This is a genomic window from Pseudomonas sp. Sample_21 (assembly GCF_004307525.1).
In the GTDB taxonomy this organism is placed as follows: domain Bacteria; phylum Pseudomonadota; class Gammaproteobacteria; order Pseudomonadales; family Pseudomonadaceae; genus Aquipseudomonas; species Aquipseudomonas atacamensis.
The window spans coordinates 54,884-77,543 of record NZ_RCNZ01000060.1 but is presented as its reverse complement, the minus strand read 5'-3'; the positions used below and the strand labels follow the sequence as shown (position 1 = coordinate 77,543).

The following is a 22,660-nucleotide window of genomic DNA, read 5'->3' as shown; positions in this document are numbered from 1 at the left end:
AAGCCGAGAGCGTGATGCTCGGCCGCGCGTCGTGGATGCGCCTGCCGGAAAGCGTTGGCGTCGAACTGACCGGCAAGCTGCAACCGGGCATCACCGCCACCGACATGGTCCTGGCCCTGACCGAATACCTGCGCAAACAGAAAGTCGTTGGCGCGTGGCTGGAATTCTTCGGTGAAGGTGCAGCAGCGCTGACCCTCGGCGACCGCGCCACAATTTCCAACATGGCCCCGGAATACGGCGCCACGGCAGCGATGTTCTACATCGATCAGCAGACCATCGATTACCTGAAACTGACCGGTCGTGAAGACCAGCAGGTTCAATTGGTCGAGCAGTACGCCAAGTTGACCGGGCTGTGGGCTGACAGCCTCAAAGGTGCGCAATACGAGCGCGGTCTGACTTTTGATCTGTCCTCGGTGGTGCGCAACATGGCCGGCCCGAGCAACCCGCACGCCCGCGTTGCGGTATCGGATCTGGCGGCCAAAGGCATCTCCGGCCAGTGGGATGACGTGCCGGGGCAAATGCCCGACGGCGCGGTGATCATCGCCGCCATCACTAGTTGCACCAACACCAGCAACCCGCGCAACGTCATCGCCGCCGGCCTGTTGGCGCGCAATGCCAACAAGCTCGGCCTGACGCGCAAGCCGTGGGTCAAATCCTCGCTGGCGCCGGGCTCGAAAACCGTGGCGCTGTACCTCGACGAAGCGGGGCTGACCACTGAGCTGGAACAGCTCGGTTTCGGCGTTGTGGCATTTGCCTGCACCACTTGCAACGGCATGTCCGGCGCCCTCGATCCGCTGATCCAGCAAGAGATCATCGACCGCGATCTGTACGCGACCGCGGTGCTTTCCGGCAACCGCAACTTCGACGGCCGCATTCACCCGTACGCCAAACAGGCATTCCTCGCCTCGCCGCCGCTGGTGGTCGCTTATGCGATCGCCGGGACCATCCGCTTCGACATCGAGAAGGATGTGCTGGGCGTGGTCGATGGTCGGGAAATTCGCCTGAAAGACATCTGGCCGAGCGATGAAGAAATCGATGCGGTGGTGAAGTCTTCGGTCAAGCCTGAGCAGTTCCGTCAGGTCTATATTCCGATGTTCGCAGTGCATGAAGACACCGGGCCGAAAGTCGCGCCGCTGTACGACTGGCGCGAGATGAGCACCTACATCCGCCGTCCGCCGTACTGGGAAGGCGCGCTGGCCGGCGCCCGTCCGCTGAAGGGCATGCGCCCATTGGCGGTGCTGCCGGACAACATCACTACCGATCACCTGTCGCCATCGAACGCGATCATGCTCGACAGCGCCGCCGGCGAATACCTGGCGAAAATGGGCCTGCCGGAAGAGGACTTCAACTCCTACGCCACCCACCGTGGCGACCACCTGACGGCCCAGCGCGCGACCTTCGCCAACCCGAAACTGTTCAACGAAATGGTCGTGGAAAACGGCAAGGTCAAGCAGGGTTCGCTGGCGCGTGTCGAGCCGGAAGGCCAGGTCATGCGTATGTGGGAAGCCATCGAAACCTACATGCAGCGCAAGCAGCCGCTGATCATCATCGCTGGCGCTGACTACGGTCAGGGTTCGTCCCGTGACTGGGCGGCGAAAGGCGTGCGCCTGGCCGGTGTCGAGGCGATTGCCGCTGAAGGTTTCGAGCGCATTCACCGCACCAACCTGGTGGGCATGGGCGTGTTGCCGCTGGAATTCAAACCCGGGACCAACCGCCACACCCTGGCCATCGACGGCAGCGAAACTTACGACGTGATCGGCGAACGCAAACCCCGCGCGGATCTGACGCTGGTGATCAATCGCAAGAACGGCGAGCGCGTCGAAGTGCCGATGACCTGCCGGCTCGATACCGCTGAAGAAGTGTCGATCTACGAGGCCGGCGGCGTGTTGCAGCGCTTCGCACAGGATTTCCTCGAAGGATCGGCGGTAGCCGTTTAAATCAACGTGTAGGCATGGGATTTCAAGTCCCATGCCTCGGTAAGGAGCACCATGGCTCACGCACCACAAATCAGAATCGCTGCCACCTACATGCGCGGCGGCACCAGCAAAGGCGTGTTCTTCAGCCTCAAGGATCTGCCCGAAGCAGCGCAGGTTCCAGGCCCGGCGCGCGACGCTTTGTTGCTGCGAGTGATCGGCAGCCCCGATCCCTACGACAAGCAGATCGACGGCATGGGCGGCGCGACGTCGAGCACCAGCAAAACCGTGATCCTGTCGAAAAGCACCCGCGCCGATCACGACGTCGATTACCTGTTCGGCCAGGTGTCGATCGACAAGCCGTTCGTCGACTGGAGCGGCAACTGCGGCAATCTCTCGGCGGCGGTCGGTTCGTTCGCCATCAGCAACGGTCTGGTCGACGCCAGCCGCATTCCGCACAACGGCGTAGCGGTGGTGCGCGTGTGGCAGGCCAACATCGGCAAGACCATCATCGCCCACGTGCCGATCACCAACGGCGAAGTGCAGGAAACCGGTGATTTCGAACTCGACGGCGTGACCTTTCCGGCGGCCGAAGTGCAAATCGAATTCATGGATCCGGCGGCGGAAGAAGAGGGCGGCGGTGGCTCAATGTTCCCCACCGGCAATCTGGTCGATGAGCTTGAGGTCCCGGGTGTCGGCACGTTCAAGGCGACCATGATCAATGCCGGGATCCCGACGATATTCGTCAACGCCGAAGACATCGGTTACACCGGCACCGAACTCCAGGGCGCGATCAACGGCGATCCAAAAGCGCTGCTGATGTTCGAGACGATTCGTGCTTACGGTGCGTTGCGCATGGGCCTGATCGCCAATCTGGAAGAAGCCGCCAAGCGTCAGCACACGCCGAAAGTCGCATTCGTCGCCAAGCCTGCGGATTACGTGGCGTCGAGCGGTAAAGCGATTGCCGCCGGTGACGTTGATCTGCTGGTGCGCGCGTTGTCGATGGGCAAGCTGCACCACGCGATGATGGGCACGGCAGCAGTGGCGATCGGCACGGCGGCGGCGATTTCCGGGACGTTGGTCAATCTTGCTGCTGGTGGCGTTGAACGCAATGCCGTGCGTTTCGGCCATCCGTCCGGGACGTTGCGCGTGGGCGCCGAGGCGACGCTGGAGAATGGCGAGTGGGTGGTGAAGAAAGCCATCATGAGCCGCAGTGCACGCGTTCTCATGGAAGGTTACGTCCGCGTGCCTGCTGACTCGTTCTGACTCGACATTTTACCCTCACCCCAGCCCTCTCCCTGAGGGAGAGGGGGCTGACAGAGGTGTCTTGCGAGGTACATCGACCTGAGAGATCGAGACGATTATGGATTCAGCGATGGACTTTCAGGTCGGTGAACCTCCACGGCATCCCCCAATCGGTCCCCTCTCCCTCGGGAGAGGGCTAGGGTGAGGGGCTACCCTCTGACACAACACAAAGAAACCAGACACCACGAACCATAAACCAGCCAAGCCCCTGAGGAAGACCCAACCACTCATTTCCCCGAACAGGAGAACCACCGTGAGCGCCAACGTCGACCTGAACAACCGCCCCGATTACGACGCAGTCCTGCAGGACATCGCCGACTACGTCCTCACCTTCAAGCCCGAATCCGCCGAGGCGCTGAACACCGCGCGCAATTGCCTGATCGACACGCTTGGCTGCGGTCTGCTGGCCCTGCGTTTCCCCGAATGCACGAAACACCTCGGCCCGATCGTCGAAGGCACGGTTGTACCGTTCGGTGCACGAGTCCCAGGTACCCCTTATCGCCTCGACCCGGTCAAAGCCGCGTGGGATATCGGCTGCATTGTCCGCTGGCTCGATTACAACGACACCTGGCTTGCCGCCGAATGGGGCCATCCATCGGACAACCTCGGTGCCATCCTCGCCGTAGCCGATCACCTGTCGCAGAAACGCGTCGCCCACGGTGAGGCGCCGCTGACCCTGCGTGATGTGCTTGAAGCGATGATCATGGCCCACGAGATTCAAGGCGTGATCGCTCTGGGAAACTCCTTCAACCGGGTTGGACTCGACCACGTCATTCTGGTGAAAGTCGCCTCGACCGCCGTCAGCGCCCGACTGATGGGCGCCAATCGCGAGCAGCTGCTGTCGGCGCTGTCCCACGCCTTCGCCGACGGTCAGGCGCTGCGCACCTATCGCCATGCGCCAAACGCCGGCTCACGCAAATCCTGGGCGGCGGGGGATGCGGCGAGTCGCGGCGTAAGACTAGCCGACATTGCCATGCGTGGTGAGATGGGCATTCCCGGGGTTCTGACGGCAAAGCAGTGGGGCTTTTATGACGTGCTGTTCAGCCACACCAACAACGATCTGGCGCTGAAGCCCGAGGACAAACGCGCTTTCAGCTTTTCCCGGCCGCTCGGCAGTTACGTGATGGAAAACGTGCTGTTCAAGATCAGTTTCCCCGCCGAATTCCATGCGCAGACGGCATGCGAGGCGGCGGTGACCTTGCATCCGCTGGTTCGCAATCGGCTGCATGAGATCGACCGCATCGTCATCACCACCCATGAATCGGCGATCCGCATCATTTCCAAGGTCGGCCCGCTGGCCAATGCCGCCGACCGCGACCACTGCCTGCAATACATGACCGCCGTGCCGCTGGCATTCGGCAATCTGGTGGCGGAGCACTACGAAGACGACTTCCACAAGGCGCATCCGATCATCGATGTGCTGCGAGAAAAAATGGTGATTGTCGAAGAGCCGCGTTTCACCCGCGAATACCTTGAGCCCGACAAACGCTCGATTGCCAACGCCGTGCAGGTGTTTTTCAAGGACGGCAGCAGCACCGACAACGTCGTGGTGGAGTACCCGATCGGCCATCGCCGCCGCCGCGCCGAGGGCATTGCGTTGCTGGAGGACAAGTTCAAGGCCAACCTGGCCACGCGGTTTGCCGGCCAGCGTTGCGCTGAGATTTTTGCGCTGTGCGAGGATCAGGCGCGGCTTGAAGCCACGCCGGTGAATCGATTCATCGACCTGTTTGTGATCTGACGGACCGCGTTATCGTTCTTCGCGGGCAAGCCCGCTCCCACAGGGAATGGTGATGAACACAGAAATTGTGAACGCCTTCAGAATGGGAGCGGGCTTGCCCGCGATAGCGTCAGATCAGGCACCGCAAACCTACTTGAATCGCCGCTCAACGCCTTTTTCCACGAGAATCTTCGCCGAAATCTCTTCCACCGAGAAATGCGTGGAATTGATGTGCGGAATGTTCTCGCGGCGGAACAGGTTTTCCACTTCGCGCACTTCGAATTCGCACTGGGCGTAGCTCGAATAACGGCTGTTGGGCTTGCGCTCATTGCGGATCGCGGTCAGGCGGTCGGGGTCGATGGTCAGGCCGAACAGCTTGTGCTGATGGGCGCGCAGGGCGGTGGGCAGGGTCAGGCGTTCCATGTCGTCTTCGGTCAGCGGATAGTTGGCCGCGCGGATACCGAACTGCATGGCCATGTACAGACACGTCGGCGTTTTGCCGCATCGCGACACGCCCACTAGTATCAGATCGGCTTTGTCGTAATAGTGGGTGCGCGCGCCGTCATCGTTGTCGAGGGCGAAGTTCACCGCCTCGATGCGCTCCATGTAATTGGAGTTGTGCCCGATCGAATGGGATTTGCCGACGGTGTAGGAAGAATGCTCGGTGAGCTCCTGTTCGAGCGGCGCGAGGAAGGTCGAGAAAATGTCGATCATGAAACCATTGGACGTTGCGAGAATCTCACGGATGTCCTGATTGACGATGGTGTCGAAGATGATCGGGCGAAAGCCGTCGGTTTCAGCGGCTTTGTTGATTTGTTGTACCATGGCCCGCGCTTTTTCCACGCTGTCGATGTAGGGCCGCGTGAATTTGCTGAAGGTAATGTTTTCGAACTGCGCCAACAGGCTTTGACCCAGGGTTTCGGCGGTAATGCCGGTGCCATCGGAGATGAAGAAAGCAGATCGTTTCATTTGCACCTTGGGCCTTAAGCTGATGAGCATTTCTGGATATGATAGGCGCGATTTGCTGGCCGCCATTGGCCCGCATTCTCACTTATTTTCCAGGTCCAGGCCATACAACCGGCCAAGGCTCCCCCGGGCCGCCGGTTTCTGAGCTTTTCCAACACAGTTAGTGGAGAGATCACCTTGGTAGAGTACGTAGTTTCCCTCGATAAGCTCGGCAAACACGATGTTGAGCATGTGGGGGGCAAGAACGCATCCCTGGGCGAGATGATCAGTAACCTGGCAGGCGCCGGTGTTTCGGTCCCCGGCGGCTTCGCCACGACGGCTCAGGCCTATCGTGACTTCCTCGAACTGAGCGGCCTGAACGATCAGATCCACAAGGCCCTCGACGCGCTCGACGTCGACGACGTCAATGCCCTGGCCAAGACCGGTGCGCAGATCCGTCAGTGGATCATGGACGCCGAATTCCCTGAAAAGCTCAACACCGAGATCCGCACCGCGTTCGCCGCGCTGTCGGCCGGCAATCCTGACGTGGCCGTGGCCGTACGTTCTTCCGCCACCGCCGAAGACCTGCCGGACGCGTCCTTCGCCGGTCAGCAGGAAACCTTCCTGAACATCCGTGGTGTGGAAAACGTTATCCGCGCCGCCAAAGAGGTGTTCGCTTCGCTGTTCAACGACCGTGCGATTTCCTACCGCGTGCACCAGGGCTTCGACCACAAACTGGTCGCCCTGTCGGCTGGCGTGCAGCGCATGGTGCGTTCGGAAACCGGCACCGCCGGCGTGATGTTCACCCTCGATACCGAATCGGGTTTCCGTGACGTGGTGTTCATCACCGGCGCTTATGGCCTGGGCGAAACCGTCGTACAAGGCGCGGTCAACCCGGATGAGTTCTACGTACACAAAGGCACCCTGGAAGCCGGTCGTCCGGCCATCCTGCGCCGCAACCTGGGCAGCAAAGCCATCAAGATGATCTACGGCGACGAGGCCAAGGCCGGTCGTTCGGTCAAGACCGTCGATGTCGACAAGGCCGAACGCGCGCGTTTCTGCCTGACCGACGCCGAAGTCAGCGAGCTGGCCAAGCAGGCGATGATCATCGAGAAGCACTACGGCTGCCCGATGGACATCGAGTGGGCCAAGGACGGTGACGACGGCAAGCTATACATCGTCCAGGCGCGTCCGGAAACCGTGAAAAGCCGCACCCAGGCCAACGTCATGGAGCGTTACCTGCTCAAGGAAACCGGCACCGTGCTGGTGGAAGGTCGGGCGATCGGCCAGCGCATCGGCGCCGGCAAAGTACGCATCATCAAAGACGTCTCGGAGATGGACAAAGTCCAGCCGGGCGACGTTCTGGTATCCGACATGACCGACCCGGACTGGGAACCAGTGATGAAGCGCGCCAGCGCCATCGTCACCAACCGTGGCGGGCGTACCTGCCACGCGGCGATTATCGCCCGTGAGCTGGGCATCCCGGCAGTGGTAGGTTGCGGCAACGCCACCCAGCTGCTGAAGGATGGCCAGGGCGTGACCGTATCCTGCGCCGAAGGCGACACCGGCTACATTTTCGAAGGCGAACTGGGCTTCGACATCAAGAAGAACTCCGTCGACGCCATGCCGGAGCTGCCGTTCAAGATCATGATGAACGTCGGCAACCCGGATCGTGCCTTCGACTTCGCCCAATTGCCGAACGCCGGCGTTGGTCTGGCGCGTCTGGAATTCATCATCAACCGCATGATCGGCGTGCACCCGAAAGCGCTGTTGAACTACGACGGTCTGCCGCAGGAAATCAAGGACAGCGTCGACAAGCGTATTGCCGGTTACAGCGACCCGGTCGACTTCTACGTCGACAAACTGGTGGAAGGCATCAGCACCCTGGCTGCAGCGTTCACGCCGAAAAAAGTCATCGTGCGTCTGTCGGACTTCAAGTCCAACGAATACGCCAACCTGATCGGCGGCAAGCTCTACGAGCCGGAAGAAGAAAACCCGATGCTGGGCTTCCGTGGCGCTTCGCGTTACATCAGCGAATCGTTCCGCGATTGCTTCGAGCTCGAATGCCGCGCGCTGAAACGCGTGCGCAACGAGATGGGCCTGACCAACGTGGAAATCATGGTGCCGTTCGTCCGTACGCTCGGCGAAGCCAGCCAGGTGGTCGATCTGCTCGCCGAGAACGGCTTGAAGCGCGGCGAGAACGGTCTGCGCGTGATCATGATGTGCGAACTGCCATCGAACGCGATTCTGGCCGAGGAATTCCTCGAATTCTTCGACGGTTTCTCGATCGGCTCCAACGACCTGACCCAACTGACTTTGGGTCTGGACCGCGATTCGGGGATCATCGCGCACCTGTTCGACGAGCGGAATCCGGCGGTGAAGAAGCTGTTGGCCAACGCCATTCAGGCCTGCAACAAGGCCGGCAAGTACATCGGCATCTGCGGTCAGGGTCCTTCGGACCACCCGGATCTGGCCAAGTGGCTGATGGAACAGGGCATCGAAAGCGTGTCGCTGAACCCGGACACCGTGCTGGAAACCTGGTTCTTCCTCGCCGAAGGTCAGGCTTGATCTGTATGTAATTGGCCCGCGCCCCATGTGGGAGCGGGCCTTGAGATTGAAGTAGGGCGGGCTCCAACGGATGCCGCCCTTTTTTGTGCAAGAGCATTATGCAAAGCAGCAGCAACCTGTTTCCTGTCGCGCTGATCAGCGCCGAACGGCGCGGCGATCTGAGCGAAGACGTCTATCGATTGAAACCCGGCAACAGCCCGGACTGGTCCGTGGAGATCGCCGTCACCCGCCTGGGGATGGCCGATGACACGGCGCCACGCGGCGTGCCGGTGATTCTGTTGCACGGCAGCTTTTCCAATCGGCGCTTCTGGTTTTCCCCCAAAGGCCTCGGGCTCGGCGCGTATCTGACGCGGCTGGGCTTCGACGTGTGGATTCCGGAAATGCGCGGTCACGGCCTGTCCCAGCGCAATGAGGACTACCGGCGCAACCGCGTGGCCGACTATGCCCGCTACGATCTGCCGGCGATTGCCGCGTTCGTGCGTGAGCAGAGCGGACAGATCCCGCACTGGATCGGCCATTCGCTGGGCGGCATCACCCTGGCGGCGGCGCTCGGTGGCGAATATCTCGGCGAACCGGCCGTGGCCTCGGCGGCGTTTTTCGGCACCCAGGTCAGCCGCACCTACTGGCCGTTGAAAATCCCACCGGTGGAGTGGGGCGGGCGCTTTATTCTCAAGCGTTTCGCGCAGTTGTCCGGCTCACGCCTCAAACGCGGCCCGGAAGACGAGCCGATCGGCCTGGCCATCGAAAGCATGCGCTGGTACGGCTTGTTCGGCCGCTTCGGCGACAAGGACAAGGATTGGTGGGCCGGTCTTGCCGAGGTGCAGGTGCCGGTGCTGGCGGTGACGGCAGCGGGCGATCATCAGGATCCGGCGTGGGCCTGCCGCAAGCTGTTCGAGCAGATCGGCTCAGAGTGCAAGCAGTTCATCAATCTGGGCCGCGAGCAGGGCTTCTCGGATAATTTCGGTCATGTCGAAATGTTGGTGAGCAAAGCGGCGCAGGCTGAGGTGTGGCCGCTGGTGGCGCGCTGGTTGAACGATCAGCAGACGCCGTTGCTGGCGCAGACGACGGATCTGGCCGCTGCGGTGTGAGGGGCGTTCCGTTCAGCCTGGCTTGCGGCTAAGATATGACGCATTGTGCGGTTCCGGTCATATTTCGTGACTGTTTAGCGATAACGTTTCAGCTGCGGTTCAGGTTCGCTCAGCGACCATGGCATGGACTAAGGTAAACAGCGACCGCCGGAACTCGTCTCATCAGAATGCGGCATCCTTGATCGTCTTCCTTGTTACAGGAGTTTTTCGATGGAACATTACCTTACGCCTGACCTGTGCGACGCCTACCCGGAGCTGGTGCAGGTGCTGGAACCGATGTTCAGCAATTTCGGCGGCCGGGATTCCTTCGGCGGCGAAATCGTGACCATCAAGTGCTTCGAAGACAATTCGCTGGTCAAGGAGCAGGCCGAACTCAATGGCAAAGGCAAAGTGCTGGTGGTTGATGGGGGCGGTTCGCTGCGCCGCGCCCTGTTGGGCGACATGATCGCCGCCAAGGCCGCGCAGAACGGTTGGGAAGGGCTGGTGATCTACGGTTGCATCCGTGACGTCGACGTCATCGCCCAGACCGATCTCGGCGTGCAGGCGCTGGCCAGCCATCCGATGAAAACCGACAAGCGCGGCATTGGCGACCTCAACGTCCCGGTGACTTTCGCCGGCGTGACGTTCCACCCGGGCCAGTACATTTATGCGGACAACAACGGCGTGATCGTGTCGCCGAGCCCGCTGAAAATGCCTGAATAAGCTTTTCGACAAGGGATGCGGATGTTCGAGGAAGAAAACGCGCAATGGGGGCTGGTGCATGCCCTGGTGCTGGACGGCAAGGGCGGTGCGCGTTCGATAGCCCGGACTGAGCTCGACGATTTGCAGCTGCTGGCCCATGAAAGCCTGTGGCTGCACTGGGATCGCAGCCATCCGCAGACCCAGACCTGGCTGCGCAAATCCAGCGGGCTCAATGAATTCACCTGCGATCTGTTGCTGGAAGAGAATACCCGCCCGCGTCTGTTGCCATTGCCCGACTCCGAGCTGCTGCTGTTTCTGCGCGGGGTCAATCTCAACCCGGGCGCCGAGCCGGAAGATATGGTCTCGGTGCGGATTTTCGCCTCGGCTCAGCGAGTGATTTCCCTGCGCTTGCGTCCGTTGCGCGCTACGGATGAGTTGCTGGCGCTGCTGGGTGAGGGCAAAGGGCCAAGAACTTCCTCGGAATTGATGCTGTATCTGGCGCAGTTCCTCACCAACAAAGTGCAGGATCTGGTCACGTGCCTGTCGGAAGTGGTGGATGAAGAGGAAGAAAAACTCGACGCCGACGAACGGTATACCCCCGAGCATGGGGCGATTTTGCACATCCGTCGCAGAGCGGCCGGGCTGAAGCGTTTTCTTGCGCCGCAGCGGGACATTTTCGGACAGCTGACGCGGATCAAACTGCCGTGGTTCGTCGAAGACGATGCCGACTACTGGAACGAATTGAACAACAGCCTGACCCGTTATCTGGAAGAGCTCGAATTGACCCGAGAGCGCGTAGGGCTTGTGCTGGAGGCCGAAGACCGGCGTTTGAGCGTGCACATGAACCGCACCATGTATCGCTTCGGCATCATTACCTGCATCTTTTTGCCGATGAGTTTCATCACCGGTCTGCTCGGGATAAATGTCGGCGGTATTCCGTTCGCCGAAAGCCCGTATGGCTTCCTGATCGCCTGTCTGACGGTGCTCGCCCTGGCATTCGGCCAGTGGTGGTTGTTCCGTCGATTGCGCTGGGTGTGAACATGGCGCATGTGACCCGAGTAAATCTGCCCGCGTCTTTCACAGACATCACGAGAGGTGCGTATGCACGATCCGTTTGAACAGTCTTTGCGCGACATGCTCAACGCTTCGCCGTCCAGCCGCGACGACGATGCCTGCCTGGGCCGCGTACTCAAAACCGCCAACCGCCAGGTCGGCGCCGGTGATCTGTTCAGCCTGCTGGGCCGCTGGCTGCCCGCGCTGATGATTGCCCTGAACAATGGCTCGGCGCATGTCTCGCCGGTTTCCCGTCTTCGTAAAACTACCGCTCGCACTGCTGATAAGGCTGATTGAATATGGAACTTGATCTCTGGACTCAGAGCCTCGTCACTGCAATGACTGCGTTGTGGACCAAAGTCGCTAACTTCATTCCGAACCTGTTCGGCGCACTGGTTGTGCTGCTGTTGGGTTTCGTCGTGGCCAAGCTGCTCGACACCTTGCTCTCCAAATTGCTCGCCAAACTGGGCCTCGATCGCCTGATGGGCGGCACCGGGCTGACCAAGCTGATGTCGCGTGCCGGGCTGCAGGTGCCGATCTCGACGCTGATCGGTAAAATCGTCTACTGGTTCGTTCTGCTGATTTTTCTGGTTTCTGCGGCAGAATCCCTTGGCCTCGAGCGAGTTTCAGCTACGCTGGACATGCTGGCGTTGTATCTGCCGAAAGTATTCGGCGCCGCGCTGGTGCTGCTGGTCGGGGTCCTGCTGGCGCAACTGGCCAACGGGCTGGTGCGCGGCGCAGCAGAAGGCGTAGGGCTGGACTACGCTTCCGGGTTGGGACGGATCGCGCAGGGGCTGGTGATCATCATCAGCATCTCGGTTGCGATCAGCCAGCTCGAGGTCAAGACCGACCTGCTGAACCATGTGATTGTTATCGTATTGATTACCGTTGGTCTGGCAGTTGCGCTGGCCATGGGTTTGGGAAGCCGGGAAATCGCCGGTCAGATTCTTGCGGGAATCTATGTGCGTGAGCTGTACGAGGTTGGGCAACAAGTGCGTGTTGGCGAGGTCGAAGGCCAGATCGAGGAGATCGGCACGGTTAAAACCACATTGCTGACCGATGAGGGTGAGCTAGTCTCTCTCTCCAATCGGATCCTGCTGGAACAGCATGTGAGTAGCCGCTAAACCGGCAAACCCTGCTAATGTATGCCGCCGCAAAATGCCAGCCGAGGCTGGTTGTGGCGGACATTGACCTGACTGTCGGCACGACTTGTTTTGAATAAAGCCCAACCGCTATCCACGCGCTACGACCCCCGCGAGCTCTCTGATGAGGAGTTGGTCGCGCGCTCGCATACCGAGCTGTTTCACGTAACGCGCGCCTACGAAGAGTTGATGCGGCGTTACCAGCGAACATTATTTAACGTCTGCGCGAGATATCTTGGGAACGATCGCGACGCAGACGATGTCTGTCAGGAAGTGATGCTGAAGGTGCTGTACGGCCTGAAGAACTTCGAGGGGAAATCGAAGTTCAAAACCTGGCTTTACAGCATCACTTACAACGAATGCATCACGCAGTATCGGAAGGAACGGCGTAAGCGTCGCTTGATGGACGCTCTCAGTCTGGACCCTCTTGAGGAAGCGTCTGAAGAAAAGGCGCCGAAGCCGGAGGAGAAGGGTGGGCTTGATCGCTGGCTGGTGTATGTGAATCCGATTGACCGCGAAATTCTGGTGCTACGATTTGTCGCAGAGCTGGAGTTTCAGGAGATCGCAGACATCATGCACATGGGTTTGAGTGCGACAAAAATGCGTTACAAACGCGCTCTAGATAAATTGCGTGAGAAATTTGCAGGCATTGCTGAAACTTAGTTCAGCGCAAATATCTCTTACGTGTAGGCAAGTTCTGATAGACTTGCCGCCGAGTTGTCCCCCGGTTTGCGGGACTGCTTCACAATCACCAGATGGGGATTTAACGGATGAAACTGAAAAACACCTTGGGCTTGGCCATTGGTTCTCTGATTGCCGCCACTTCGTTCGGCGCTCTGGCACAAGGCCAAGGCGCAGTTGAAATCGAAGGCTTCGCTAAGAAAGAACAATTCGACAGCGCTCGTAACTTCAAGAACAACGGCAACCTGTTCGGCGGTTCGATCGGTTACTTCCTGACCGACGACGTTGAACTGCGTCTGGGCTACGACGAAGTGCACAACGTACGTGCCGACGATGGCAAGAACGTCAAAGGCGCTAACACCGCTCTGGACGCTCTGTACCACTTCAACAACCCAGGCGACATGATTCGTCCATACGTTTCGGCCGGTTTCTCTGACCAGAGCATCGACCAGAACGGTTCGAACGGTCGTAACCGTTCCACCTTCGCCAACGTTGGCGGCGGTGCCAAGCTGTACTTCACCGAGAACTTCTACGCCCGTGCCGGCGTTGAAGCTCAGTACAACATCGACCAGGGCGACACCGAGTGGGCTCCTAGCGTCGGTATCGGTGTGAACTTCGGTGGCGGCTCCAAGCCAGCTGCTGCTCCAGTTCCAGCACCTGCTGAAGTCTGCTCCGACAGCGACAACGATGGCGTTTGCGACAACGTTGACAAGTGCCCGGACACCCCAGCCAACGTAACCGTTGACGCTGATGGCTGCCCAGCAGTTGCTGAAGTTGTTCGTGTTGAGCTGGACGTGAAATTCGACTTCGACAAGTCGGTAGTCAAGCCAAACAGCTACGGCGACATCAAGAACCTGGCTGACTTCATGAAGCAGTACCCATCCACCACCACTACTGTTGAAGGTCACACTGACTCCGTCGGTCCTGACGCTTACAACCAGAAACTGTCCGAGCGTCGTGCAAACGCCGTTAAGCAAGTTCTGACCAACCAGTACGGTGTTGAATCGTCCCGCGTTCAGTCTGTTGGCTACGGCGAATCCCGCCCAGTTGCTGACAACAAAACTGACGCTGGCCGCGCTGTAAACCGTCGCGTAGAAGCGCAGGTTGAAGCTCAAGCTAAGTAATTAGCTGCCGCTGATGGAAAAGCCCGGCTCAGGCCGGGCTTTTCTTTGTCTGCGATTTGGCTTCGAATCTTGAAAGATCGCAGCCTGCGGCAGCTCCTACATTCAGATCATATGTGTCCTGTAGGAGCTGCCGAAGGCTGCGATCTTTTGCTCTTCCACGACAGCAGCCACCGCACCAATCACCAGAATCGCCGGGCTTTTCAATTCAAACGCCGAGGCATCCTCAGCCATCGCAGTCAAATCACTGCGACATTCACGCTGATGCGCCAAAGAGGCGTTTTCGATCATCGCCACCGGCGTATCCGCCGCCATCCCTCCGGCCAGCAGATGATCACGAATCTCGCCCAGCTTGGCCACGCCCATGTAAACCACCAGCGTCGTCCCGCCTTGCGCCAGCGCCTGCCAGTTCAACTGGCTGTCATCCTGGGTATGCGCAGTCACCAACGTTACTCCGCGCGCCACGCCCCGCAACGTCAGCGGAATATCGCACTGGGTCGCCCCGGCCAGCCCAGCGGTGATGCCATTGACCAGTTCCACTTCAACCCCGCGCTCGCGCAACCACTGCGCTTCTTCGCCACCGCGGCCGAAAATGCACGGATCGCCGCCCTTCAGGCGCACCACGCATTTGCCCTGGAGTGCGTAACGCAGCATTAGGCGATGAATGAATGCCTGCGGGGTCGAACGGCAGCCGCCGCGTTTGCCCACCGGGATCACCCGCGCAGCCGGGCAGTGCTCCAGCACCGCGTCGTTTACCAGATCATCGATCATCACCACATCGGCCTCGCGCAATGCGCGCACCGCTTTGAGCGTCAGCAACTCCGGATCGCCAGGGCCTGCGCCCACCAGCCAGACTTTCGCATTCATGGTGTTGTCCTCGTTAAATGACCGCGACCGGCCGCGCTTCGGCAGCCAGCAGACGCTTGATTTCCGGCACGCAGGAACCGCATTGCGTACCGCATCGGAGATTGTTTTTCAGGCCTTGCAGATCCAGGCCCTGGCGAATGCCGGCGCAGACTGCGTTGAGGCTGACGTTTTCGCAATTGCACAAGGTCTTGTCGGTGGCGATCGCTCCGACAGTGCCCGGCGGCGCGCTCATCGGCGCGAGCAGCCAGCGCCGCAGTTGTTGGTCGGCGCGGCCCTCCAGCCACAGGCTCTGCAACCAGTGTTGCGCAAGGGTTTCGCCGGCCAGGCGAATGGCGGTGATACGGCCGTTTTCGATGCGCACGCGCTTGCCAATGGCGCGACGCGGATCGTCATAGGCTAGAACCGGGCCATCCAGCAGTGACAGGCACTGGTCGATCTCGCCCAGCAGCTGTGGATCCGGCGCCTGGCCGTGTGCAGCGCGTATCAGCAGCGCTGGCCGCTCACGACCGACAAGGCTGAGGCTGACGTAGGAAAACGCCTCGCACAGCGGTCGTAGCGTCTCGAAATGCCGTTGAACATCACCCTCAATCAAGGCGAACAGTTGCCACGGCAGATTGACTGCCTCCAGACGCACGCCGCTGTGCTTGAGCTCCGGTTGCCTGGACAGCGGATCAAACGCCGGCAAGGTCAGCGTGTTGACGCCGCCCTTGAGATAGCGATCGCCCCAGTGCATCGGCAGGAACGCCTGGCCCGGACGCACGCTGTCGTCGCTGCCGACCGCAACAATCACTGCGCCACGGCGGCTTTTCAGATTGACCAGATCACCGGGCTGCAAGCGGTGCCGGCGCATTTCGTCAGGGTGCAGGCTCAGCACGGCTTCGCTGACGTGGCCGAACAATTGCGCGGCGGTGCCGGTGCGGCTCATGCCGTGCCACTGGTCACGCAGGCGACCGGTGATCAAAGTCAGCGGGAAGCGCGCGTCGCGTTGTTCCTTGGCGGCGCGGTACGGGTCGGCAATGAACTGCGCGCGGCCATTGGCTGTAGGGAAAATGCCGTCGCCGTACAAGCGTGGCGTGCCTTGGCGGGCGCCGGCAGGGAAGGGCCATTGCTGCGGGCCTAGCTCGTCGATCAAGGCATGACTGATCCCGGACAGATCCAGGTCTCGCCCACGGGTCAGCGCTTTGAATTCATCAAACAACTGCGAAGGTTGATCGAAAGCGAACAGGCTTGGCTGCTTGGGGCGCAGACGTTTCTCCAGACGCTGTGCGAAATCCACCGTGATTGCCCAGTCCGGCCGCGCTTCGCCCGGTGCGACAACCGCTTTGCGCACGTGGGAAATGCGCCGCTCGGAGTTGGTCACCGAACCTTCTTTCTCGCCCCAACTGGCGGCGGGTAACAGCAGGTCGGCAAACGCTGCGGTTTCGGTGGTGCGAAAGGCTTCCTGCAATACCACAAAAGGGCAGGCCTCAAGCGCTGCGCGGACTGCGCTCTGATCAGGCATCGATTGCGCCGGATTGGTACAGGCAATCCACAGCGCTTTGATTTTGCCGCTGCGCAGGTTTTCGAACAGTTCGATGGCGCTCAGGCCCGGCGCCTCGGGCAAGCTATCCACGCCCCAATACGCCGCCACCTCGGCGCGATGCTCCGGGTTGGCGGCATCGCGGTGACCCGGCAGCAGATTGGACAGACTGCCGGTTTCCCGCCCGCCCATCGCATTTGGCTGACCGGTGAGGGAGAAAGGTCCTGCACCGGGCCGGCCGATTTGCCCTGTGGCCAAGTGCAGATTGATCAGCGCGCTGTTCTTTGCGCTGCCGGCGGTGGACTGATTCAGGCCCATGCACCACAGCGACAGGAAGCTCGGCGCAGTGCCGACCCATTCTGCGCATTGCTGCAGTTGCTCGATGCTGATGCCGCACAGTTGCGAAACCATCTGCGGGGTGTAATCGCGGACCAGCGTTTTAAGTTCGGCGAGGCCTTCGGTGTGCACCTTGATGAAATCGCGATCGACCCAGTCTTCCCACAGCAGCAGATGCAAAATCCCATGGAACAGGGCGACATCGGTGCCCGGAAGAATCGCCAGATGCAGGTCAGCCAAATCGCAGGTGTCGGTGCGACGCGGGTCGATCACGATGACTTTCATCTGCGGGCGACGGGATTTGGCTTCCTCCAGTCGACGGAAAAGTACCGGATGGGCGTAGGCCATGTTACTGCCGACGATCATCACGCAGTCGCTGAGCTCCAGGTCTTCGTAACTGCACGGCGGCGCGTCGGCGCCGAGGCTGCGTTTGTAGCCGACCACCGCCGAAGACATGCACAGCCGCGAATTGCTGTCGATGTTGTTGGTGCCGACCAGCGCCCGCGCCAGTTTGTTGAAGGCGTAGTAGTCCTCGGTGAGCAACTGCCCGGAGATGTAGAACGCCACGCTGTCCGGGCCGTGTTCGGCGATGGTTTCGGCAAACACGTTGGTCGCGTGGTCGAGGGCGGTATCCCAGTCAGTACGGCTGCGCGCCAGGCCTTTGCCCAGGCGCAGTTCCGGGTACAAGGCGCGGGCGGCGAGGTCGCCGGTCAGGTGCAGCGTCGAGCCTTTGCTGCACAGTTTGCCGAAGTTGGCCGGGTGCGCCGGATCGCCGCTGACGCCGAGGATGCGCTCGCCGTCATGCTCGATCAGTACGCCGCAGCCGACCCCGCAGTAACAGCAGGTCGAGGCGGTCGTCTGGCGGTTCATCAGATGGCGTCCCGCAGGGCCAGTTGCACCCGGCCATTCTCGACCCGCGCCGGATGGTGATGGGCACAGCCGATGTCTGGCGCCTGAGCTTCGCCGGTTTCCAGGTCGATCTGCCAGTTGTGCAGCGGGCAGGCCACGCGCTTGCCATAGATCAGGCCTTGCGACAGCGGCCCGCCCTTGTGCGGGCAGCGGTCATCGAGGGCGAAAACCTCGTCGTCGCTTGTGCGAAAAATCGCGATGTCTCCTTTCGGCCCGGCAATGATCCGCGAACCGAGGGCGTTGATCTCTTCCAGCGCACAGATATCGAGCCAGTTCATGCCGGCACCTCCAGGTTTTTCACGGGGATCACGTCGAATTCTTTCTTCAGTTGCGGCTGCGCCAGGCGTTCTTTCCATGGGTCCTGTTCGAACGACAGGGAGAATTGCAGGCGCTCATTCAGGGCCTTGCGCCGCTCGGCGTCTTCGAGCACGTTCTTCTTGATGTGCTCCATGCCGACCCGTTGCAGGTAATGCACGGTGCGTTCGAGGTAGAAGGCTTCTTCGCGGTAGAGCTGCAGAAACGCGCCGTTGTATTCACGGACTTCTTCGGCAGTCTTGAGCTTGACGAAGAACTCGGCGACCTCGGTCTTGATCCCGCCGTTGCCACCGATGTACATCTCCCAGCCGGAGTCGACGCCGATAATTCCTACGTCCTTGATGCCCGCTTCCGAGCAGTTGCGTGGGCAACCGGACACGGCCAGCTTCACTTTGTGCGGCGACCACATGTTGAACAGGTCGTGCTCGAGTTCGATGCCCAGTTGCGTCGAGTTCTGTGTGCCGAAGCGGCAGAACTCGCTGCCGACACAGGTTTTCACGGTGCGGATGGATTTGCCGTAGGCGTGGCCGGACGGCATGTCGAGGTCTTTCCAGACGCCGGGCAGATCCTGTTTCTTGATCCCCAGCAAGTCGATGCGCTGACCGCCGGTGACCTTGACCATCGGCACGTTGTACTTGTCGGCCACATCGGCGATTCGGCGCAGTTCCGATGGGTTGGTCACGCCGCCCCACATGCGCGGCACCACCGAATAGGTGCCGTCCTTCTGGATGTTGGCGTGGGCGCGTTCGTTGATCAGACGCGATTGCGGGTCGTCCTTGGCCTCGCCCGGCCAGGTGGAAATCAGGTAGTAGTTGAGCGCCGGGCGACAGGTCGCGCAGCCATTGGGCGTGCGCCAGTTCAGGTAACTCATGGTCTCGGCGATGGTCAGCAGGTGTTCCTGACGGATCGCCTGACGAATCTGCCCGTGGTTGAGATCGCTGCAACCGCAGATGGCTTTTTCGCTTTTCGGTTTGACGTCGGCCGCGCCACCCACCGTATTGATCAGGATCTGTTCAACAAGGCCGGCGCAGGAACCGCAGGAGCTGGCCGCCTTGGTGTGTTTCTTCACTTCATCGACGCTGAACAGGCCGTGTTCCTGAATCGCCTTGACGATGGTGCCCTTGCACACACCGTTGCAGCCGCAGACTTCGGCGCTGTCGGCCATGACCATGGCTTTGTCCTGGCCCTGATGTCCTACGTCGCCTAAAGCGTTTTCGCCGAACATGAGGTGATCGCGGATCTCGCCTATGGCGTGATTCTCACGAATCTGCCGGAAATACCAACCGCCATCTGCCGTATCGCCGTACAGACAGGCGCCGACCAGCACGTCATCCTTGATCACCAGTTTTTTGTACACGCCGCCGATCGGGTCGGAGAGGGTGATGGTCTCGGTGCCTTCGCCGCCCATGAAGTCGCCGGCGGAAAACAGGTCGATGCCGGTGACTTTCAATTTGGTCGAAGTCACCGAGCCCTGATAGCGAGCGAAACCCAGTTGCGCGAGGTGATTGGCGCAGACCTTGGCTTGTTCGAACAGCGGCGCAACGAGGCCGTAGGCGATGCCGCGATGACTGGCGCATTCGCCGATTGCGTAGATGCGCGGGTCGTAGGTTTGCAGGGTGTCGTTGACCAGAATCCCGCGATTGCACGGAATGCCGGCCTTTTCTGCCAGTTCGGTGTTGGGGCGGATGCCGGCGGCCATCACCACCAGATCGGCAGGAATGATGTCGCCGTTCTTGAACTGCACCGAGCCGACCCGGCCATTGCCGGCATCGTGCAGGGCTTGGGTCTGTTCGCACAGGCGAAAGTGCAGGCCACGGGATTCCAGCGCCGATTGCAGAAGCTGGCCGCTGGTCTTGTCCAGTTGCCGCTCCAGCAGCCATTCGCCGAGGTGCACCACGGTCACGTGCATGCCGCGCAGCATCAGGCCATTGGCCGCTTCGAGGCCGAGCAGGCCGCCGCCGATGACTACGGCGTGCTTGTGGGTCCTGGCGGTGTCGATCATGGCCTGGGTGTCGGCGATGTCGCGGTAACCGATCACGCCCTGCAAAGTGTTGCCGGGGATTGGCAGGATGAACGGGGTCGAGCCGGTGGCGATCAGCAGGCGATCGTACTCGGCTTCGGTGCCGTCCTCGGCAATCACTCGGCGTTTGACCCGGTCGATCTCCACCACTTTGCGGTTGAGCAGCAGCTTGATGTTGTTTTCCAGGTACCAGTCGAGGTCGTTGAGGACGATCTCTTCGAAAGTCTGCTCACCGGCCAGCACCGGCGACAGCAGGATGCGGTTGTAGTTGGTGTGCGGTTCGGCGCCGAAGACGGTGATGTCGTAGAGCTCGTCGCTCAGCTTGAGCAGTTCTTCCAGGGTACGCACCCCGGCCATGCCATTGCCGATCATCACCAGTTTGAGTTTTTTCATCAGGTTCTCCGGGAGCTGCGGCTGGCCTCTGGTGGGCCGTCGGGCCTTGCTCGACAAATTTTGCGCAAACAAAAAAAGGCGTCCCGCTAGTTGCCTAGCGAGGACGCCTTTGTCCTGGTCCCGTTCTCTCGGGAAGCGCAGCCTTCGTCGTTGAAGGATGGGCTTTATGTATGGTGAAAAGGGTAATGCAGTGGTTGTGCCAACTACGCGAAGCGCGGTTTTATTGGTTAGGCGCGGTTATAGCGTTGATTTTTTGCACCGAATCGAAGCGGGTTGCCCGTTCGTGGAGCGTTCAGGCACATAGAGTTGTGGTGATTGGGCTGCCGCCTTCGCGAGCAAGCTCGCTCCCACAGGGGGCTGTGGTGTTCACAAATCCCTGTGGGAGCGAGCTTGCTCGCGAATGGCGCGGCGCGGTTTAACTGTGAAACAACAAAACCAGCAGCACCACATTCCCCAGCAACGCCACCAACGCCATGGTCCGCCAGACCTTCAACGGCTCCCGCTCGAGTAAAGGCCGGGACCGCACACTCAAACTTTGCCGCTCACCCTGTTCCAGCACCAGCAGCCACTCTTCAGCGGTTTCGAAGCGTTGCTGCGGATCGGCGGCGACGCCGCGTTCCAGACTTTGCGCCAGCCATTCCGGCAAGTCCGGGCGATAGCGACTGGCACTCACCGGCACGCCGAATCGGGGCCGCTGAAACGCTTCGATCTCGCCATAGGGGAAATGCCCGGTGAGCAGGTAATAGAGAGTGACACCGACAGAATACAAATCCTGTTGTGCACTCGGTGGTTCGCCGCGAAACGCTTCCGGGGCGATGAAACTAGGCGTTCCCGGCAGGGTCGCCGGCGCGTCCTCCGACAGCCCGGGGCAGTAAGCCAGACCGAAATCCAGCAGGCGCAGCTCGCCGTCATCCCCCAGCAGCAGGTTTTCCGGTTTGATGTCGCGGTGCAGAATCTGCCGTCGATGCAGCAGCCCGACCGCGCGCAACAGCCGCTCGGCGATGTCCTGCCACTGCGCCAAAGGCAACGGGCCGCTGTGTTGAAACACGTCGGCCAGCGTCGTCCCGGCGTATTCGCGCATGACGTAATACAAATGTTGACGCTGAGTGCAGGCATGGATTTGCGGAAAATGCCGGCCGGCCACGCGCTTGAGGAACCATTCTTCCGACAGCAGCGCCTGCCCGGCTTGCGGATCGTCGGCCAGGCGCGTCGGCAAGGTCTTCAACAGCCAAGGCTGGCCCTGACTATCGAGCACGCGATACAGCAATGATTGCTGGCTCTGGCCGATGATGCCTTGCACCTGCCAGCCTTCAAACGCTTGCCCGGGTTTCAGCGTTGGCGGCAGTGGCCATTGCTGCAATTGCACCAGCGCATCGCCGATGCTCGCTTCGCCCAGCGCATCGACGCGCACCAGCAGGGCACTGGCGTTGTCCTGACTGCCGGCCATATGCGCGGCGTTGACCAAGGTTTGCGCCGCGCTGGGCAGATCCACTTGATCGCGCAGAATTGCCGCGATCGCGGTATCGCCCAGGGTCGACCAGACGCCGTCGCTGAGCAGCACGAAGCTTTCGCCCTCACGCAGTTCGCCGTCGAGGAAATCCAGGACCAGATGCTGATCGAGCCCGAGCGCACGCTTGAGCACGTGTTGCATGCCCGGTTGCTCCCAGACGTGATCCTCGCTGATGCGCTGCAAGCGCTCGGCGTGCCAGCGATAGACCCGGCAATCGCCGACGTGGGCAAGGGTGAAGCGTCGACCGCGCATCACCATCGCGCTGACTGTGGTCAGCAGCGGTTGCCCGCCGCCGTTGGCCTGCAGCCAGCTATTTTGCGCGAGCAACAGGCGATCCAGCGCCTGGGCCACGCTCCAGGTTTCCGGCGTCGCGTAGTAGTCCAGCGCCAGCGCCTGCAAGGTCGAACGCGCGGCGAGGCCGCCATCGGCGCACTGGCTGACGCCGTCGGCGATGGCGAACAGATAACCCTTGCTCACCGCCAGTGCCGGCGCCGGTGTCACCGAACGCAGGGCGTCCTGATTCTCCGCGCGCGGGCCGGTGGCGCTGGCTTCGGCGAAGCTCAGTTGCAGGGCCATT

Annotated in this window: 17 protein-coding genes; 11 read left to right on the top strand and 6 right to left on the bottom strand. The window is 60.8% G+C overall.

Annotation, left to right across the window (positions count from 1 at the left end; translation table 11 throughout):
• The 3 genes from acnA to prpD form a co-directional block, all read left to right on the top strand.
• Positions 1–1,937 (top strand): aconitate hydratase AcnA (gene acnA / locus D8U71_RS10075; RefSeq protein WP_130887700.1); only part of this gene is annotated, 1,937 nt, incomplete at its 5' end.
• Between the two features lie 51 nt (positions 1,938–1,988).
• Positions 1,989–3,179 carry a 2-methylaconitate cis-trans isomerase PrpF gene (prpF, locus tag D8U71_RS10070; RefSeq protein WP_130887699.1) on the top strand — a complete coding sequence of 397 codons (1,191 nt, stop codon included), beginning with the start codon at positions 1,989–1,991 and terminating at the stop codon, positions 3,177–3,179.
• 292 nt (positions 3,180–3,471) lie between these two features.
• Complete coding sequence (prpD, locus tag D8U71_RS10065) at positions 3,472–4,956, top strand: 2-methylcitrate dehydratase (RefSeq protein WP_130887698.1); 1,485 nt, start codon at positions 3,472–3,474, stop codon at positions 4,954–4,956.
• A 129-nt stretch (positions 4,957–5,085) separates the two neighbouring features.
• On the opposite strand, the gene D8U71_RS10060 is transcribed toward prpD, so the two are convergent.
• Positions 5,086–5,904 carry a pyruvate, water dikinase regulatory protein gene (locus tag D8U71_RS10060; RefSeq protein WP_016773826.1) on the bottom strand — a complete coding sequence of 273 codons (819 nt, stop codon included), beginning with the start codon at positions 5,902–5,904 and terminating at the stop codon, positions 5,086–5,088.
• Positions 5,905–6,078: 174 nt separating this feature from the next.
• Here D8U71_RS10060 and ppsA point away from each other — a divergent pair, with 174 nt between their 5' ends.
• The 8 genes from ppsA (at position 6,079) to D8U71_RS10020 (ending at position 14,217) form a co-directional block, all read left to right on the top strand.
• Positions 6,079–8,448 carry a phosphoenolpyruvate synthase gene (gene ppsA, locus D8U71_RS10055; protein ID WP_051600403.1) on the top strand — a complete coding sequence of 790 codons (2,370 nt, stop codon included), beginning with the start codon at positions 6,079–6,081 and terminating at the stop codon, positions 8,446–8,448.
• 98 nt (positions 8,449–8,546) lie between these two features.
• Positions 8,547–9,536, top strand: coding sequence for an alpha/beta fold hydrolase (locus tag D8U71_RS10050; RefSeq protein ID WP_076566892.1), 990 nt, complete (start codon positions 8,547–8,549; stop codon positions 9,534–9,536).
• A gap of 210 nt (positions 9,537–9,746) precedes the next feature.
• Positions 9,747–10,238, top strand: coding sequence for a ribonuclease E activity regulator RraA (gene rraA, locus D8U71_RS10045; protein WP_016773829.1), 492 nt, complete (start codon positions 9,747–9,749; stop codon positions 10,236–10,238).
• 21 nt (positions 10,239–10,259) lie between these two features.
• Positions 10,260–11,255 carry a zinc transporter ZntB gene (locus tag D8U71_RS10040; RefSeq protein ID WP_130887697.1) on the top strand — a complete coding sequence of 332 codons (996 nt, stop codon included), beginning with the start codon at positions 10,260–10,262 and terminating at the stop codon, positions 11,253–11,255.
• Positions 11,256–11,318: 63 nt separating this feature from the next.
• Positions 11,319–11,567, top strand: a complete 249-nt coding sequence (locus D8U71_RS10035; protein WP_003223293.1) for a hypothetical protein — start codon at positions 11,319–11,321, stop codon at positions 11,565–11,567.
• A 2-nt stretch (positions 11,568–11,569) separates the two neighbouring features.
• The gene (locus D8U71_RS10030; RefSeq protein WP_016773831.1) at positions 11,570–12,394 is read left to right on the top strand and encodes a mechanosensitive ion channel domain-containing protein; all 825 of its coding nucleotides are present in this window, start codon (positions 11,570–11,572) and stop codon (positions 12,392–12,394) included.
• Positions 12,395–12,484: 90 nt separating this feature from the next.
• Positions 12,485–13,075, top strand: a complete 591-nt coding sequence (sigX, locus tag D8U71_RS10025; protein WP_016773832.1) for an RNA polymerase sigma factor SigX — start codon at positions 12,485–12,487, stop codon at positions 13,073–13,075.
• Between the two features lie 107 nt (positions 13,076–13,182).
• On the top strand, positions 13,183–14,217 hold the full coding sequence (locus D8U71_RS10020) for an OmpA family protein (protein WP_016773833.1): 1,035 nt from the start codon (positions 13,183–13,185) through the stop codon (positions 14,215–14,217).
• Positions 14,218–14,319: 102 nt separating this feature from the next.
• On the opposite strand, the gene cobA is transcribed toward D8U71_RS10020, so the two are convergent.
• The 5 genes from cobA to D8U71_RS09995 form a co-directional block, all read right to left on the bottom strand.
• Positions 14,320–15,081 carry a uroporphyrinogen-III C-methyltransferase gene (cobA, locus tag D8U71_RS10015; RefSeq protein ID WP_125927618.1) on the bottom strand — a complete coding sequence of 254 codons (762 nt, stop codon included), beginning with the start codon at positions 15,079–15,081 and terminating at the stop codon, positions 14,320–14,322.
• A gap of 13 nt (positions 15,082–15,094) precedes the next feature.
• Positions 15,095–17,806, bottom strand: a complete 2,712-nt coding sequence (locus D8U71_RS10010) for a nitrate reductase (protein WP_125927617.1) — start codon at positions 17,804–17,806, stop codon at positions 15,095–15,097.
• Positions 17,806–18,123 (bottom strand): nitrite reductase small subunit NirD, encoded by a 318-nt coding sequence (gene nirD / locus D8U71_RS10005; protein ID WP_016773836.1) that lies wholly within the window; start codon positions 18,121–18,123, stop codon positions 17,806–17,808. Before nirD ends, D8U71_RS10010 begins: the two co-directional genes overlap by 1 nt.
• On the bottom strand, positions 18,120–20,573 hold the full coding sequence (gene nirB / locus D8U71_RS10000) for a nitrite reductase large subunit NirB (protein ID WP_016773837.1): 2,454 nt from the start codon (positions 20,571–20,573) through the stop codon (positions 18,120–18,122). Before nirB ends, nirD begins: the two co-directional genes overlap by 4 nt.
• Before the next feature lie 415 nt (positions 20,574–20,988).
• Positions 20,989–22,659 carry a bifunctional protein-serine/threonine kinase/phosphatase gene (locus D8U71_RS09995; protein ID WP_130887696.1) on the bottom strand — a complete coding sequence of 557 codons (1,671 nt, stop codon included), beginning with the start codon at positions 22,657–22,659 and terminating at the stop codon, positions 20,989–20,991.
• Position 22,660 lies beyond the last annotated feature (1 nt).

What these genes read in the sequence shown, in the direction of transcription:
- nirD (WP_016773836.1), bottom strand. Translation starts at nt 18,123, where the DNA reads ATGAACTGGCTCGATATCTGTGCGCTGGAAGAGATCAACGCCCTCGGT.
- D8U71_RS10010 (WP_125927617.1), bottom strand. Translation starts at nt 17,806, where the DNA reads ATGAACCGCCAGACGACCGCCTCGACCTGCTGTTACTGCGGGGTCGGC.
- cobA (WP_125927618.1), bottom strand. Translation starts at nt 15,081, where the DNA reads ATGAATGCGAAAGTCTGGCTGGTGGGCGCAGGCCCTGGCGATCCGGAG.
- D8U71_RS10030 (WP_016773831.1), top strand. Translation starts at nt 11,570, where the DNA reads ATGGAACTTGATCTCTGGACTCAGAGCCTCGTCACTGCAATGACTGCG.
- D8U71_RS09995 (WP_130887696.1), bottom strand. Translation starts at nt 22,659, where the DNA reads ATGGCCCTGCAACTGAGCTTCGCCGAAGCCAGCGCCACCGGCCCGCGC.
- prpF (WP_130887699.1), top strand. Translation starts at nt 1,989, where the DNA reads ATGGCTCACGCACCACAAATCAGAATCGCTGCCACCTACATGCGCGGC.
- nirB (WP_016773837.1), bottom strand. Translation starts at nt 20,573, where the DNA reads ATGAAAAAACTCAAACTGGTGATGATCGGCAATGGCATGGCCGGGGTG.
- D8U71_RS10060 (WP_016773826.1), bottom strand. Translation starts at nt 5,904, where the DNA reads ATGAAACGATCTGCTTTCTTCATCTCCGATGGCACCGGCATTACCGCC.
- rraA (WP_016773829.1), top strand. Translation starts at nt 9,747, where the DNA reads ATGGAACATTACCTTACGCCTGACCTGTGCGACGCCTACCCGGAGCTG.
- D8U71_RS10020 (WP_016773833.1), top strand. Translation starts at nt 13,183, where the DNA reads ATGAAACTGAAAAACACCTTGGGCTTGGCCATTGGTTCTCTGATTGCC.
- D8U71_RS10040 (WP_130887697.1), top strand. Translation starts at nt 10,260, where the DNA reads ATGTTCGAGGAAGAAAACGCGCAATGGGGGCTGGTGCATGCCCTGGTG.
- D8U71_RS10035 (WP_003223293.1), top strand. Translation starts at nt 11,319, where the DNA reads ATGCACGATCCGTTTGAACAGTCTTTGCGCGACATGCTCAACGCTTCG.
- D8U71_RS10050 (WP_076566892.1), top strand. Translation starts at nt 8,547, where the DNA reads ATGCAAAGCAGCAGCAACCTGTTTCCTGTCGCGCTGATCAGCGCCGAA.